The organism is Vibrio sp. QJM3NY_39, assembly GCF_057785895.1.
The window spans coordinates 851796-866244 of sequence record NZ_CM173506.1 but is presented as its reverse complement, the minus strand read 5'-3'; the positions used below and the strand labels follow the sequence as shown (position 1 = coordinate 866244).

Sequence of the window (14449 nt, the reverse complement as noted above, 5' to 3'; positions counted from 1 at the left end):
TGGTGAAACAAAGATGGCTTAATCATCTAGCCCTTTAATTGGGCTCATCGAGTGATAAACGGTTTTCACGTCACCTTTGATATACAGCATACTCAAATCATCAATGAAGAAACGACTGGTCATTGTATGTTTACCGCCATTGATGAAGATTTCGATCACCGATTTATCGACATAAACTTCGATCATTTGCTTAGTGCTCAACCTCGGTGCTTTTCTCACAGAGCCAAACTCTTCCGCGTAAAGTTGAGACATCTTACTGCGATCAAGCATGAACTCCGTTTCTGTAGCACTGAACACGATGTTATCACCCGCAGCATTAACAAGCGTTAACTCAAACTCGTCCGTTTCCGTTTCAAGCTGAACCATGAAGCTGGTTGTATCCAGTTCAAGAACGCTCTCAACCGCAACAGCTTCGCCTTGCAACGCTTTTAATTCAGGTAAAGCCGATTGCACCAGATAGCCATCTTGGGTTTGAAGCTCACGTGGCAACGACAACATACCCGCCCACTGATGCTCATTAGATGGTGTATCAATCTCAGGCAGACCAATCCAAGCTATCAGAATGCGGCGGCCTTTATCATCTAAGTAAGTCTGTGGTGCATAGAAATCGAAGCCATAATCTGGCTGTGCAATATCTTGGTGGTTTTCCAGTTCTACCGAATCTAGATTTAGGCGGTCACCGACAATATAAGCCACCGAGTAGATATTTTTAAAATCGTATGGGTTTTCGCTAGACACACCTTGTGGAGAAAACAACATCACCGACTGGTTGTCTATTTCAAAGAAATCTGGGCATTCCCACATATAGCCAAGGTCGTTGTAACGAGTTTGAATTGGACCTTTGTGCTGCCAATTCATCAGGTCTCGGCTGCGATATAGCGCCATTGAACCGGTCTCTTGAGGCGTTTGAGCCCCCACAACCATCAGGTAATCGTCACCCTGCTTCCACACTTTTGGGTCGCGGAAATGTTCGGTGTAGTGATCATTAACGATAACCACGCCGTGCTTTTCTATTTTGCCGTCAGCAGACATCTTGGCAAAACATTGAGTTGGCACTCGCAACCAATTTTCATCGCGCTTGTTACCCGTAAAGAACAACAATGCATTATCGTTTTCAACCAATGCACCACCAGAGTAAACACCGTGAGAGTCGTAATCTTGGTCAGGGTGCAAGCCAATGCCGTGGTCTTCGAAATGAACGAAGTCTTTGGTAGAAAGGTGGTACCAGTACTTCATACCATGGACTGGGCCAACTGGTGTCCATTGGTAAAATAAGTGGTGCTCACCATTAAAGAAACACAGACCATTCGGGTCATTAAGCAGACCAAACTTAGGCGCAATATGGTAGCTCGGATAGCCAGCGTCTTGATTGCGAAGATTGACCATCGCATCAATGCTGTCTTGTGAAATATCTTCTATACGACGATATCTTTGCTCTACTGTCCAGTTCGAGTTCAAACTCATACACTCTCCTCAACGGAATTCGTATTTGAAGAGTCTTTTTGAATAAACTGAGTGAGAGCCTCTTGCGTTGGAAGTGCGGTCATCGCGCCTTTTTGCGTGGTTGCCAATGCACCACAACCATTCGCCCATAGGATTGCAGAATCGACGACTTGTTGATTATTCCACTCTTCATGTTGAGAAAGCTTTGCAAGCAAACCGCCAACAAAAGCATCGCCTGCACCCGTGGTATCCACTGGCGTCACTGAGCGACCTGAAATCAACACACCTTGGTTTTCAAATACTCGCCAGACGCCTTTCGCGCCCTGCGTAACCAGAACAAGCGTGTTTTTGAGATCAGCAATATGAGCCAAACCTTGGTCCATCGAAGTCGAATCGGTTAGGAAATCCAGTTCTTCTTCTGAAAATTTAACCACATCAGCCAGCTCAACGGCTTTCATGACAACAGATTTTATTTCAGATGGGTTTTGCCACACTTCATCGCGAAGGTTTGGATCGAAGCTGATGTAACCGCCCGCGGCTTTCATGCGTCGGATTGCTTCAAAAGTGCTGCTACGGCTTGGTTCATTAGCCAAAGAGATTGAGCAGACGTGTAACCACTCGTTTGTCTTAAATACGGGAATGTCTTCAACAGACATAAACTGGTCGGCACTTGGTTTAACCATAAACGTAAAACTGCGCTCGCCTTGGTCATCAAGATCGACCACCACAGTGGATGTACGTTGTTCAGGGTCCTTCACCAAACGGTCGGTATTCACACCTTCCTTTTGCAGAGTCACTTCCATAAAAGTGCCAAACGGGTCGTTACCCACTCGGCCGAAAAATGCGCTTTTGCCCATAAGGCGAGAAATCGCTACCGCGACATTGGCAGGAGCACCACCCGGACATTTCAATAATGTCGCGTCAGTCTCCGGAATGAGGTCGACGACGGCGTCTCCAGTTACCCAAACTTGATTCATCTTTCTTACCTTAAAACTGAAAATCATGACAACCGAAAGCGATGGCCATCGAAAGCAGTGGCAACCGAAAGCAAGGTGACACTTCACGCTGTCATGTAAAAATATAAAAAGGCTAGCTAAGCCAAATCACCTAGCTAGCACCCCAAAGCTTAGGAAATGAAGTGAAAAGGGGGGCTTCACTTCTAGGGATAAACGTTAAGCTGTTGCTTTAATATTTTGCTTGCTGCGCTCACGCAGACCTAAAACAACGGTCAGAGCAAAGGCAGTCACGAACGCGATAATCATACCTACCACGTAGTAGCCAATTTTTTCTGGTGATATTGAGATGATGCCCGGAATACCCGCCGCACCCAGTGCTTGTGCTTTCACATTGAACATAGTGATAAACGCACTTGAAACCGCTGCGCCACAAACTGCAGCAATAAATGGGTAACGAAGTTTTAAGTTCACACCAAACATTGCAGGCTCAGTAATACCAAGCAGGCCTGTTACACCGGAAGGAATCGCAATACTCTTCATTTTTGTATCACGAGTCATGAAACCAACTGCCAGTGCTGCTGCACCTTGTGAGACGTTAGACATCGCCGCGATAGGGAAGATGAATGTACCACCAGTGGTTGCGATATCTGCAAGCAACTGAGTTTCGATAGCGATAAAGCTATGGTGCATACCTGTGATAACAAAAGGTGCATAAATCAAACCAAGCGCCGCACCACCGACAAAGCCAGCACTGTTGTACAACCAATTCAGTCCATCGCCAAGTAGGAAGCCGATATCACGTGTAAATGGCCCTACAACCGTGAATGTTAGCAACCCCGTCACAAAAATGGCCAACATAGGTGTTAACAGGTTATCTAAAACAGAAGGAATAACTTTACGTAAACCGAGTTCTACTTTCGCTAGAATAAACGCAGATACTAAAACCGGAAGTACGGAGCCTTGATAACCAACCTTCTCAATCTCAAAACCTAGAATATTCCAAACAGGAATGTTGCCCGACACTGATGCGCCACCGAAGCCCCAACCGTTTAGAAGATCTGGGTGAACCATCAACATACCTAAGGCTGCACCTAAATATGGATTGCCACCAAACTTCTTACTCGCTGAAAATGCTAATAAAATAGGTAGGTAGACAAAAGGAGCATTAGCAAATGTGTTGATCATATTGGCTAAGTCGGTTAAAGCCGGATTGACGTCGATTAAAGATTTGCCGTCAATAAACAAGCCTTGAGCAGTTAATAGATTGTAGATACCCATCAACAGACCACCAGCAACAATAGCCGGAATAATTGGCACAAAAATATCAGACAAGCCTTTCACGGCTTGTTGAATGATATTTTGGTTATCAGCTCCAGCAGACGCCACCTCTTTGGTAGACATCTCCGTCATCTCTGTCAACTTAGATAATTCAGCATAAACTTGATTTACAATCCCGGAGCCGAAGATAATTTGATATTGGCCCGCAACCTTAAATTGGCCTTTAACTCCATCGAGGTCGTCTATCGCCTTTTCATCAATCTTGTCTTGGTCTGCGACAGCAAGGCGCAAACGAGTCGCACAGTGTGCGAGTGCAGTGATATTACTTTTACCACCTAATAGAGTGAGCAGCTCTTTTGCTACTTTTGGATAATTCATTACATACCCCATTGGATTATCATTTGAGCCTTTGAATTTTCGGGAACGTTTGCAAAACAAATTTTTGCCTAGAAATAACAAATGATCAAAGATAATTGCTAAATACTGTGAGAATGATCTTCAAATTATCTCCCTAGGATAAGAAGACAGAGTTAAAATCTCCTAATAACAGGTAAATTTGATGCTCTGTTTGCAAACAATCCCAAAACTAAAATTACAATTGGATAATGAATAATGGCTAGTCTTCATGATGTCGCTCGTCTCGCTGGAGTTTCCAAGTCGACGGTCTCAAGAGTAATCAACGATGAGTATGGCGTAAAAGACGCGACCAAGGTGAAGGTGCGTAAAGCGGTTGAAGAGTGTGGCTATCTCCCAAACCAAGTCGCTAAAGACTTAAAATCTCAGAAAACTAACCTGGTTGGCGTGATTGTTCCTAGGGTTTCTTCCCACGCCACCTCTCAAGGTGTCGATGGTTTAACCGCAATATTGGAACAAGCGGGCAAGCATGTTTTATTAGCGAGCACGCACCAAACACACCACAAAGAACTTGAATATATTCAGATATTTAACCAAAAACGCGTTGAAGGTATCATCTTGTACGCGACCCACCTCGACAACAAATTAGTTAAAGCCATTCAAAGCTCAGCTGTGCCGGTGGTATTAGTTGGTCAAGACGGTTCAATGTTTAACATCCCAAGTATTGTGCACGACGACACTCGCGTAGGATTTGAAGCGGGCAACCGCCTCATAGCGAAAGGTTGTAAGCATATGGGGTTCATCGGCGTGCAAGGCGATGATATTGCGGTTGATAAGATGAGATCCGAAGGCTTCGCTCAATCGCTTCAATTTAACGACCTCACACTGCAATTTCACGCCCGTGGCGACTTCACCATAGAGTCAGGTTACCAACTGGCTAAACAGTCTCTAAAAGAGCACACCAAGCTCGATGGCCTGTTCTGCGCAACTGACCGTATAGCAATCGGTGCGATCAGAGCCATTCAGGAAGCAGGCCTCGTTCCAGGAAAGGATGTCTTGGTGCTTGGTGTGGGTGATGATGAGCTCGCTTCAGTATGCACACCAACGCTGTCTACGTTTAACTATGCGTTTGATAAGGCTGGAGAAAATGGAGCCAAGCTGCTGCTTGACCGTATTGAGAAAAAAGGCTTTGAAATGAGCAAGATGGTGTTGACCTTCAAGACTATTGACCGAGAGTCTTGCTAGCGATTTATTTCAGAGATCAAGTTATCCTAAGATAAAAAAATGCCAACCTTCGAGTTGAAACGATAAGGTTGGCATTTGATGATGCGAGTATCACATCATAATTAACACTCTCTATCTAAACGATATATCAGGCAATTAGAACCAAGTTTCCATCTGCAGCGCAAACAGAACCTCGCCACCCTCTCCCATCGTTGCAGCATCTGCTTCAGTGCTGATAGAGTAACCATTCAGGTCTTCACTCCAATCCACATAGCTCACAGCGAAACGCAATTCTGGTCGGTCAAAAAAGCCGGTACTGGTTGAAAGCTTTAACGTTGGTGCCACTGTCGCTTTGTAGAAACCGCCGCTCGCTTGCTCTGTCGAGTTGTCTAAATCCATGTACTGCAATGAACCTTCATAAACCATCTCAAAGTTCTCTGTGAACTCTTGAGCTAATCGAACGTTTAAAGAAGCCCATGTGAACTCGTCATTCTTCTTCAGGCGGTCTTGGCTATGCTCAGCCATTAATGCAGGTGCTAAGCGCCAGTTGTCGCCAATGCGAGTAACACCGTAGCTAAACAGGCGAACGGCTTTTGCATCATCAAGTAAATCACCATTTGAGCCGATACCTTTTAGCTCCGCACCTAAACCGTTACCAATTAACATACCGGTCTTAGAGAAGCCTTCGCTCAAACCAAAGAAGTTATCTCCATGGTACGCAAACATTGCGTGTACACCGCTTTCAGCTGCGCCATTTAAGCGGCTATCGTTGTCTGCTGAGGTCATGCCACTCAACATCACTTGCCATTGGCCAATACGGTTATTCATGGTTGCAATATAGTTTTCTACATCTGTTGATGAGCTATCAATCTCACCAAAATCTCGGCCATAAATAGAGAAATTCGCTTTCCAGTTGTCGCTCATCTGAACATCGTAAACGCCCGCACCAGTACCTGATAAGAAGACAATATCCGAATCGAAAAAGTGAATATCAAAGTTGTCGCGATCGAATCGTTTACCCGCCCAAAACGTTGCTTCAGAAAATGCTTCGGATTCAGAGAACATGCTCAGGCGATTCAGTTCTGAATACACTTGTCGTACATTCAACTGGCTTTCACTGGCTGTCCATTCGTTATTTGTCTCAGTACTATCGGCTAACATGATACGAAACAAGGCACTAGAGCCATCATCCGCAAAGCGCTTATGAATCAAGTTCGCTTCAACATAATGATCATCTTCCACACCAAGTCGTCCAACTGGTGCACCAATCGCACCCGCCGCTGTCATGTAAGGACCAGTACCTGTCGCGCCGTTTAGGTCGTCATTGATCAACAATCCAGAGCGTGCGTAGCCGTGAAACTCAAACGAAGAAGCCTTTTCATTTGCCTCAGTAGAGACCTGCTCTGTTTGTGCAACTCTTTGTTCTAATTCATTAATGCGCTGTTCTAATGCTGCAACATCTTCACTTGCTAATACTGACGTTGTCATTAGCCCCATCATTACAGCAACCGTTAAAGTGTGTAGTTTCATTCTTATTTTCTCACGTTAATTATTTAGGATTATCTGCAAACGTTCCCAAATAAATTCGTAAGTACAGTTTTGCTTATAATTTTGATGTATAAGCGTTATATCAAAGAGAAATAGAAGTTAGTCGTGTTGATTACTTCACTTTTGTATCTGGGTGGATGATAGATCGACCATTTCGGGAACGTTACCGAAAATGCATAATTCTGATAACTTTGTCACAAGTGAAATTGATTAATGGGCGAAAAATAGTGTATCGCGCACATTGACAGCTTTAGCAAGGTAGTCGATAAGCTTGAGTGAATGGCGCGCAAAACGTGACACCACACACAATAGCAACCCACTTTAACTGATGAACAACTCCATTATCGAAAGTGAGGGCGGTTTTGTTCGATCTCATAAATGACGACGGAATGGTAAAAGCGAAGATGAGAATGAACTCACATGGTCATAAAAACGACCAATAAAAAAGCTAAGTTGAACGGGAGTGCTCAACTTAGCTTTAAATGGCTCAATGAGTGCTTTCTAGCGCGTGATAACGCCAGAGTGTTAGAGGTTATTTAATTGGATAATGTCGCTCTAAGAACGCAATCACATGCGGTACATACTTATCAGTAGCAAAAATTGGATCACTATGGCCAACACCTTCCTCGATAAATAGCTGATTCTCAATGCCGTATTTATCCAAAACATCTTTGAGGATCTGGCTTTGCGCTAAAGGCACTCGCTTACAAGTGTTCCATGAAACTGAATGTAAGGCGGAGCATCACTGTTTATATAGCTGGTCGATGAAGTATTGAATGCGTTACTTTTTTTTATTCTGCTCAACCAGCTTTTCATTCCACGCTACGTTGCCGTCTCGCTTGCTGACATCATACTCAGAACAAAACTGCGATATGGTCATGTTGTTGTCGCCTGTTGCTAATTTTAACGCTAACTGCACTTGCTGAAGCTTGCTTTGAAGGCGAAGGTTTTGACCTGCCTTTGGGCTTTTTTCTTTGGCGAACTTTAAAGCAGCATGTTTACGCTCGGCAGCCCCCGCTCGGCGATCGGCTTCTGATAATAGATATTTTAGCTGCGCGACACTTTTCCCTTTTTTAAAAGCAGGTTCAAGCAGTTCGACACACTCATCAAATGATGGATTTATAACATATGGATCAATTTTATGCGCTTGTTGACGCATCCACTCTAGCGCGAGCTTTTCATCTGACATTTTGCAATCTTTACCAATAAAACAGCCGTACATGGTATCGCTCAATAGCAAACCGCTGCAATAAAAAGTTGAGCAAGTTTTGCCTTTTTCACGAGTACTTGTCGTCAGGTATCAATTACAACAAATCGGACAGTCGCCCCTGCCCCGCAACAAAGAGCCAAACTTGGCGCTATTGATACCTCACTCGGTCTTTTTAACGCATCACAAACAGCTCTTCGTGATAATAATGGTCAACATTGAACTTGTACGCATCGAGTTCTTTTTTAAGCGATGTTGAGAACAGCTCTGGCCCGCAGAAATACAGTTCATAATCGTTTAAATCACCACACTGGTGAGCGATACGTTCAGCGTTTAATCGAGGTGAATGTAAGGTATCTATCACATTCAACTTCACTCCAACTTGATGCGCAAGGTGCCATAACTCATCCACCAAGTGCTCATCGACACCACGAGTACAATAGAATAGCTCGATGCGAGAGTGAGTCTTCTCTGCTTTGAGCGCTTCAAGTGTTGCAAAAAACGACGCTATCCCGACACCACCTGCAATCCAAATTTGTGGCTTACTTAAGTCAAACTCAAGTCGACCATAAGGCCCTTCCACCGTGACCGCATCGCCCGCATTTACTCGTTCATAAAGACCAGTAGTAAAGTCACCCAACTCTTTAATCAAGAAGCGCAGTTCTGAATCTTCGCTACCTGACACAATGGTAAACGGATGCGGGTCTTCGTTACCAAAACGCAAGTACGCAAACTGCCCTGCTTTATGACCTCGCCATGATGTACTTGGCTTTAACACTAACTCCATCACTTCTGCTTTTGGAAAGTAGCGAGTGGACACAACAGAAGTAGAATGCCGATTACGACGCCCGACAAAACCCAACAAACTGTAAATCGCCGCGATAGATCCAACCAAAGCGAAGGCCACCGTTAGGTAATAAATAGGCTGGCCCCAATAAGCATGTTTGAGCAGTAATACCGAGTGAAACGCGATCAACAGATACGCGACAGACATCAAGCGATGTGACAATTTGAACGGCTTGTATTTTACTGCTGCCCACAACGATGCCACCAGTAAAACAAGCAATAGATAGAAACCCCACTCTCCAATATTTTCAGCAAAACCGTGTAGTCCATTGACCCACGCTTCCCAACCAGACAAAGTTCTTACAGGGCCAGAACCGTCATGACGAACAGGTTTAGCCAACACTCCAGACGTCACTAGCCACTTAGGGATCTGGTACCACAACCAGTGTGTCACACCCAGAGCTACACCACCGATACCCAACCATTTGTGGACGCGATACGCTTTATCCATGCCGTTGAGCCAATTCTCAACCATAGGCAAACGCATCGCCAAGATCATGGTGATGGACATTAACATCAGAGACAAAATACCCGAGTACTGAATCATGGCGGAGCGCCATTCAAATACATTGTTTGAAGCGAAGAGTTGCGGTTCCATCGCAAACCAAAAGGCTGACATTGTGGCAATCATTGCCCAGATGATATTGCGGACTGTTTTCATGTTTTCGCGCTCTCAAAGACTATAACTTTACTTTAGTTTCTTGAATGTAAAGGGACGTCAAAGTGCGTAAATCTATGCAAATAGTTTGCACCACATAAAAAATCACATTTTAAAGAAGCACCTGTTTCGCAAAAATACCGACGAAACCAGTGCCACATAGCTATTCAGGGCAAACCCGTTGATCGATAGAAAGTGATACTGCGTACATATTGATCCGTTAGTAAGCAAGTTTGTGATAAACAAAAATGAGAAGAAGAGAAGATATGAAGGACATCAGCCTTTCGAAACATGATCTGCAAACAATGGATCAGAGGCATCGTACTCGATTGATTAACTCTCTGTCAGGGTTCAAAAGCGCCAACCTTATTGGTACCTGTGACAAACAGGGGTTCGATAACCTTGCTGTTATTAGCTCGGTAGTTCATTTAGGATCGAACCCACCACTGTTTGGGTTTATCGTTCGCCCCTGCGAAAGTCGACGCCACACGCTAGAGAATATTCTAGAAACTAAGCACTTCACGATTAATAGTATTGGTGCCGATTTTGTTAGAAAGGCGCATCAAACATCGGCTCGCTACCCTAAACCAATCTCAGAATTCAACGCGGTCGGTCTCACACCTTATTACGACAATGTGTTCCCTGCTCCGTTTGTCTTAGAAAGCCCTTTAAAAATAGGTTTGGCCTTCAAAGAACAAATCACAATAGAAAGTAATCAAACTCAAATGTTGATTGGTGAAGTTATTACGATTCACGCGCCAAAACGCGCCATGATGCCGGATGGTTACCTTGATTTAGAAGCGCTAGATTTAGTCACGATTTCAGGGCTCGATAGCTACCATGTCACGCAAAGGCTTCACCGATTGAGTTACGCCAAGCCAGACAAGCCTCTGTTTCCGCTGACTCGTGAAGGTAACCCAACTTCATGGGAAGCTTTTGAGCTCAATCTAACTCATTTTGTTCGGTAATTGTCCGTCAAAAGTGCTAACTTTCTTTGACTCCAAGAGAGGCAGCTCAAAAAAGGATTCATAAGGACGCAGCTAAACGGTATGCATCCTTCAAGAGCATCTCACTCAATCTTAATTCTGTTCCCAAGGTCCCCCTTTGAAGTTAACTCACTTTAAATACAAAACACGCAAAGGCCCAGACTACCGACATGGCGATCAGGTGTCTTTCATGGACATCAAACAGACCTTCGGTATGGGGAGCATTCGCGTGGGAGCTTGGGTTTCTAAAGAAGAGAAAGAGCTCGCTGCGAACCTGATATTCGACTCGCTGGCAGACTTGGCTTACATCTTGGCTCTACCTCCAGAAGCGATTGGCCTGCGCGGCACGTTAGGCTTAGCCTTTGGCAGTGGTGGTAGGAAAGGTGTGCAAGCACACTACGCACCGAACCAACGAGAGCTAGCCCTCGCCAAGAACGCTGGCGCCGGTGCATTAGCCCACGAGTTTTGGCACGCGTTTGACCATTACATTGCCGAAAAGGCGTTTGAGATTGGTGATATGTCCGGCCCTCGAAAACACATTTTGTTCGCCAGTGATTGTTGGCTGCACGATAGAAAGGTAAGGCCTCACCCATTAAACGAGAGTTTGATGTCGCTGTTCGATGCCACACTACTCAATGACAACAACCTAGATAAACACGACTACGTGGCTCGCAGCGTTATTGCAGACAAGGCAACGTCGGCTCGTTACTTCTCATTGCCAACAGAAATGATGGCGCGAGCCTTTGAATCTGCGATTGAATCCTGCTCAGATATCGAGAATTCTTACTTAGTCGATGGCACAACCAAACCAGACATGTTCCCTCTCTATCCAGACCTCAAGCATCGCAAAGAGATTTATGAAGCGCTTCAAGGTTATTTCGCGCCGTTGGGTCGTTCTCTAAGTAAGTAACGTCTTAAGTCGTTTGCTTGAAGAGATGACCAAGCAGTGGAAAATGTTTATAGTCGAGACTCAAACTTAAACATCCATGATTTAGAGGCAGTAATGATCAGTTGGCCATCTTTGGTAAAACTCGACGGTGACGATGAGCTTATTTACGTCGCATCCGAACACGAATTTCAAACAGAATGCTCAGACATGATCTTAGGCGAAGATGATTATCTCATTGATTCTGAAGGCGATAGCTACTCGCTTCAATCGAGTTCAAACCAACTATCCCTAGCTAAACGAACACTGCAATATTCGGTTGAAGCCGTGACGAAACTGATTCGAAATCACGAGTTCCAGAAAGCAGAAGTATGCCTGATGAAGATCCACTTCCAGACTATCGAAGAAGCGATTCAGTCTTTGGCTTTTGAGCCACGTTAATATCGCTTATTAATTCGAAACCTAACTTCGAAGCACAGTAGTGAATTAATACAGTACAAACAAAAACAGCGCCCAAATAGGCGCTGTTTTTCGTTTTATCTCGCTCGTAGATTACGCGACAAGAAGTTAGGTTAAGCGATAAAAATCTGTGCAAGTGCGTAGCCTAAACAACATGCACCTACTACACCGATTAAACCCACCGACATGAATGAGTGGTTGAAGTACCACTTACCAATCTTGGTGGTGCCAGAGACATCGAAGTTAACCGTTGCGATGTCTGATGGATAGTTCGGGATGAAGAAGTAGCCGTACACTGCTGGCATCAAACCGATAAGCAGTGCTGGATCTAATCCTAAGCCAAGGCCAACAGGTAGCATCATACGTGCAGTAGCGGCTTGCGAGTTCACCACAACCGATACGATGAATAGCGCTAGAGCAAACGTCCATGGGTAATTCGTTACCATTTCCACGATGCCAGACTTGAACTGAGGCATTGCATATTGGAAGTAAGTATCCGACATCCAAGCGATACCGAAGATAGCAATTGCTGCCACCATACCCGATTTGAATACCACACCATTTGGTACATCACGTGGGTCAGTTTTGGTTGCCAGCAAGATGATACCGCCGAAACAGAGCATCATCATTTGGATGATTACCGACATCTTGATTGGCTTGTCGCCGTCTACAATAGTTCTGATCTCAGGCACCATCGCCACGATAACAATCACGACAATTGAAAGTAGGAAAATCAACACGGCATTACGAGCCGAAGTTGGAAGCACTTCATCCAAAGACGTCGCCGTCGTGTTCTCGATGCGTTTTTTCCACTCAGGATCTTTTAGACGTGCTTGATAATCAGGATCGTCGTTCAGTTCTTTACCGCGTTTCAAGCTATATAGAGAAAGTAAAAGTGTGCCGAACAGCGTTGCAGGAACCGTCACCATCAAAATGGAAAGCAGAGTAATGGAGTGTTGAACATCGGAAAGTTGCGCGAGGTAATACACCACTGCAGCCGAGATTGGAGAAGCCGTAATCGCTAGCTGAGACGCCACTGATGCCGCTGCCATCGGGCGCTCAGGACGAATACCATTCTTCAACGCAACATCACCGATGATTGGCATGATGGAATAAACCGCGTGGCCAGTACCCAATAGGAAAGTCATCGAGTAAGTCACGAACGGTGCTATCAAGGTGACGCGTTTCGGGTTCTTTCTCAGTACCCTTTCCGCAACTTGAAGCATGTATTTCAAGCCACCAGCCGCTTCGAGGATCGAAGCACAGGTAACAACAGCGAGGATGATCAGCATTACGGTGACAGGTGGGGACGTTGGTGGCATCTTGAAGACAAACACCTCGATAACCAAACCAATTCCAGAAACAACACCTAAGCCGATACCACCATACCGAGACCCGATATAAAGTACGACTAATAAAAATAGAAACTCAAAATACAACATAAGCAACCTTGCTAAAAATATGGACTAATTATATTTTGTCCCTAAGCTCAGCCATTTACTTATTGCTTGGTCACACTATCATTGCAGGCTCACGCAAATTGTTTTTTATAAGATTATGGTCACGCTACCAAGCCTGTAAGTTTATGAATTGTAATAGTAAATCAGACGCTCGACCCAAAGTTGTTATGTACGATAACCATTATTGTATCGGTTAGACCGGTACGGCCTATAAAACATCAAACTCATAACCAAACGATATTAATCTAACCCAAAACAATCGCACTTTAAGTCAATCCGGAGCATATCAATAGCCAACACCGCTGATTATCACTCAACACTGACTCGCCTATCCTTAGACACTATGTCAAAATACTCGCCCTCACGATGACAACACATAAAGAACCACGGATATGAATTTTCAAGCTGCTATTTTTGATATGGATGGACTGCTGCTCGACACCGAGCGACTTTGTATGCAGGTTTTTGAAGAGGCATGTCACGCGCAAGGTGTTCCGTTTTTGCAGGATGTTTACCTAGGTATCATCGGTTGTAACGCAAAAACCATCGAACAGATTTTTAGAAATGGCTACGGTGAAGAGCTAGATTACCCAGCGCTGAACAACGAATGGCGCACACGCTACAGTGCGATTGTTAAGCACCAAGCTATCCCAGTAAAAGACGGCGTGATTGAGCTTCTTGAATGGCTGAAATCAAACGACATTCCAATCGCAGTGGCGACCTCCACTCAGCTTGATATCGCGAAAAAGAAGCTTGAGCTGGCTGGCCTAGATTCTTACTTCACGTCGTTAAGCACAGGTTGTGAAGTCACCAATGGTAAGCCTCACCCCGAGATCTACCTGCTAGCGGCTGAACGCCTAGGTGTTGCCCCAGAAACCTGCCTAGCGTTTGAAGATTCAAACAACGGTATTCGCGCATCAATGGCAGCCAACATGATCAGCTTCCAGATCCCAGATTTGGTCGAGCCTTGCGAAGAAGTAAAAGCGCTTGGTCACACCATCAGCCCATCGCTGCATGATGTGTTAGTGCAGCTTCAACAAGCCGCAGCTTAAACTCTGATTACCGTTGATAACGCTTTTATCTGTCTCGTCCTAAAATACGTAGACAAGCCTCTCTATCAAGCCGACTCACAGAGTCGGTTTTT

13 protein-coding genes are annotated in these 14449 nt (G+C 44.8%); 5 read left to right on the top strand and 8 right to left on the bottom strand.

All coding sequences use genetic code 11. From position 1 onward, the window contains the following. Positions 1-18: 18 nt before the first annotated feature. From AC3CHU_RS19740 to AC3CHU_RS19730, 3 genes are all read right to left on the bottom strand, one after another. Positions 19-1464, bottom strand: coding sequence for a sucrose-6-phosphate hydrolase (locus AC3CHU_RS19740; RefSeq protein ID WP_488526264.1), 1446 nt, complete (start codon positions 1462-1464; stop codon positions 19-21). Next, positions 1461-2420 (bottom strand): fructokinase, encoded by a 960-nt coding sequence (cscK, locus tag AC3CHU_RS19735; protein ID WP_488526263.1) that lies wholly within the window; start codon positions 2418-2420, stop codon positions 1461-1463. The genes AC3CHU_RS19740 and cscK overlap by 4 nt, the downstream gene beginning before the upstream one ends. Positions 2421-2615: 195 nt before the next feature. Next, the gene (locus AC3CHU_RS19730) at positions 2616-4055 is read right to left on the bottom strand and encodes a sucrose-specific PTS transporter subunit IIBC (RefSeq protein ID WP_146455470.1); all 1440 of its coding nucleotides are present in this window, start codon (positions 4053-4055) and stop codon (positions 2616-2618) included. A 234-nt stretch (positions 4056-4289) separates the two neighbouring features. On the opposite strand from AC3CHU_RS19730, the gene AC3CHU_RS19725 reads away from it, so the two are divergent. After that, a complete protein-coding gene (locus AC3CHU_RS19725; protein WP_146455468.1) occupies positions 4290-5276 on the top strand; it encodes a LacI family DNA-binding transcriptional regulator in 987 nt (328 codons plus the stop codon). 135 nt (positions 5277-5411) lie between these two features. On the opposite strand, the gene AC3CHU_RS19720 is transcribed toward AC3CHU_RS19725, so the two are convergent. The 4 genes from AC3CHU_RS19720 to AC3CHU_RS19705 form a co-directional block, all read right to left on the bottom strand. Continuing rightward, positions 5412-6785, bottom strand: a complete 1374-nt coding sequence (locus AC3CHU_RS19720; protein ID WP_488526262.1) for a carbohydrate porin — start codon at positions 6783-6785, stop codon at positions 5412-5414. A 550-nt stretch (positions 6786-7335) separates the two neighbouring features. Next, positions 7336-7503, bottom strand: a complete 168-nt coding sequence (locus AC3CHU_RS19715; protein WP_488526261.1) for a hypothetical protein — start codon at positions 7501-7503, stop codon at positions 7336-7338. 81 nt (positions 7504-7584) lie between these two features. Beyond that, on the bottom strand, positions 7585-7992 hold the full coding sequence (locus AC3CHU_RS19710; protein ID WP_029223609.1) for a hypothetical protein: 408 nt from the start codon (positions 7990-7992) through the stop codon (positions 7585-7587). Positions 7993-8185: 193 nt separating this feature from the next. After that, the gene (locus AC3CHU_RS19705; RefSeq protein WP_488526260.1) at positions 8186-9517 is read right to left on the bottom strand and encodes a ferredoxin reductase family protein; all 1332 of its coding nucleotides are present in this window, start codon (positions 9515-9517) and stop codon (positions 8186-8188) included. Positions 9518-9780: 263 nt separating this feature from the next. Here AC3CHU_RS19705 and AC3CHU_RS19700 point away from each other — a divergent pair, with 263 nt between their 5' ends. The 3 genes from AC3CHU_RS19700 to AC3CHU_RS19690 all read left to right on the top strand — a co-directional run bounded on the left by AC3CHU_RS19700 (position 9781) and on the right by AC3CHU_RS19690 (position 11827). Continuing rightward, a complete protein-coding gene (locus tag AC3CHU_RS19700; protein ID WP_054546217.1) occupies positions 9781-10482 on the top strand; it encodes a flavin reductase family protein in 702 nt (233 codons plus the stop codon). Positions 10483-10618: 136 nt separating this feature from the next. After that, complete coding sequence (locus AC3CHU_RS19695) at positions 10619-11410, top strand: CLCA_X family protein (RefSeq protein ID WP_488526259.1); 792 nt, start codon at positions 10619-10621, stop codon at positions 11408-11410. Positions 11411-11503: 93 nt separating this feature from the next. Continuing rightward, positions 11504-11827 (top strand): DUF4144 domain-containing protein, encoded by a 324-nt coding sequence (locus tag AC3CHU_RS19690; protein WP_488526258.1) that lies wholly within the window; start codon positions 11504-11506, stop codon positions 11825-11827. A gap of 131 nt (positions 11828-11958) precedes the next feature. Here the strand turns inward: AC3CHU_RS19690 and AC3CHU_RS19685 are convergent, their stop codons facing one another. Further along, on the bottom strand, positions 11959-13287 hold the full coding sequence (locus AC3CHU_RS19685; protein WP_029225082.1) for an anaerobic C4-dicarboxylate transporter: 1329 nt from the start codon (positions 13285-13287) through the stop codon (positions 11959-11961). Between the two features lie 410 nt (positions 13288-13697). Here AC3CHU_RS19685 and AC3CHU_RS19680 point away from each other — a divergent pair, with 410 nt between their 5' ends. After that, on the top strand, positions 13698-14357 hold the full coding sequence (locus tag AC3CHU_RS19680) for an HAD family hydrolase (protein WP_054546214.1): 660 nt from the start codon (positions 13698-13700) through the stop codon (positions 14355-14357). The last annotated feature ends 92 nt before the right edge of the window (positions 14358-14449 follow it).

What these genes read in the sequence shown, in the direction of transcription:
- AC3CHU_RS19740 (WP_488526264.1), bottom strand. Translation starts at nt 1,464, where the DNA reads ATGAGTTTGAACTCGAACTGGACAGTAGAGCAAAGATATCGTCGTATA.
- cscK (WP_488526263.1), bottom strand. Translation starts at nt 2,420, where the DNA reads ATGAATCAAGTTTGGGTAACTGGAGACGCCGTCGTCGACCTCATTCCG.
- AC3CHU_RS19730 (WP_146455470.1), bottom strand. Translation starts at nt 4,055, where the DNA reads ATGAATTATCCAAAAGTAGCAAAAGAGCTGCTCACTCTATTAGGTGGT.
- AC3CHU_RS19725 (WP_146455468.1), top strand. Translation starts at nt 4,290, where the DNA reads ATGGCTAGTCTTCATGATGTCGCTCGTCTCGCTGGAGTTTCCAAGTCG.
- AC3CHU_RS19720 (WP_488526262.1), bottom strand. Translation starts at nt 6,785, where the DNA reads ATGAAACTACACACTTTAACGGTTGCTGTAATGATGGGGCTAATGACA.
- AC3CHU_RS19710 (WP_029223609.1), bottom strand. Translation starts at nt 7,992, where the DNA reads ATGTCAGATGAAAAGCTCGCGCTAGAGTGGATGCGTCAACAAGCGCAT.
- AC3CHU_RS19705 (WP_488526260.1), bottom strand. Translation starts at nt 9,517, where the DNA reads ATGAAAACAGTCCGCAATATCATCTGGGCAATGATTGCCACAATGTCA.
- AC3CHU_RS19700 (WP_054546217.1), top strand. Translation starts at nt 9,781, where the DNA reads ATGAAGGACATCAGCCTTTCGAAACATGATCTGCAAACAATGGATCAG.
- AC3CHU_RS19690 (WP_488526258.1), top strand. Translation starts at nt 11,504, where the DNA reads ATGATCAGTTGGCCATCTTTGGTAAAACTCGACGGTGACGATGAGCTT.
- AC3CHU_RS19685 (WP_029225082.1), bottom strand. Translation starts at nt 13,287, where the DNA reads ATGTTGTATTTTGAGTTTCTATTTTTATTAGTCGTACTTTATATCGGG.
- AC3CHU_RS19680 (WP_054546214.1), top strand. Translation starts at nt 13,698, where the DNA reads ATGAATTTTCAAGCTGCTATTTTTGATATGGATGGACTGCTGCTCGAC.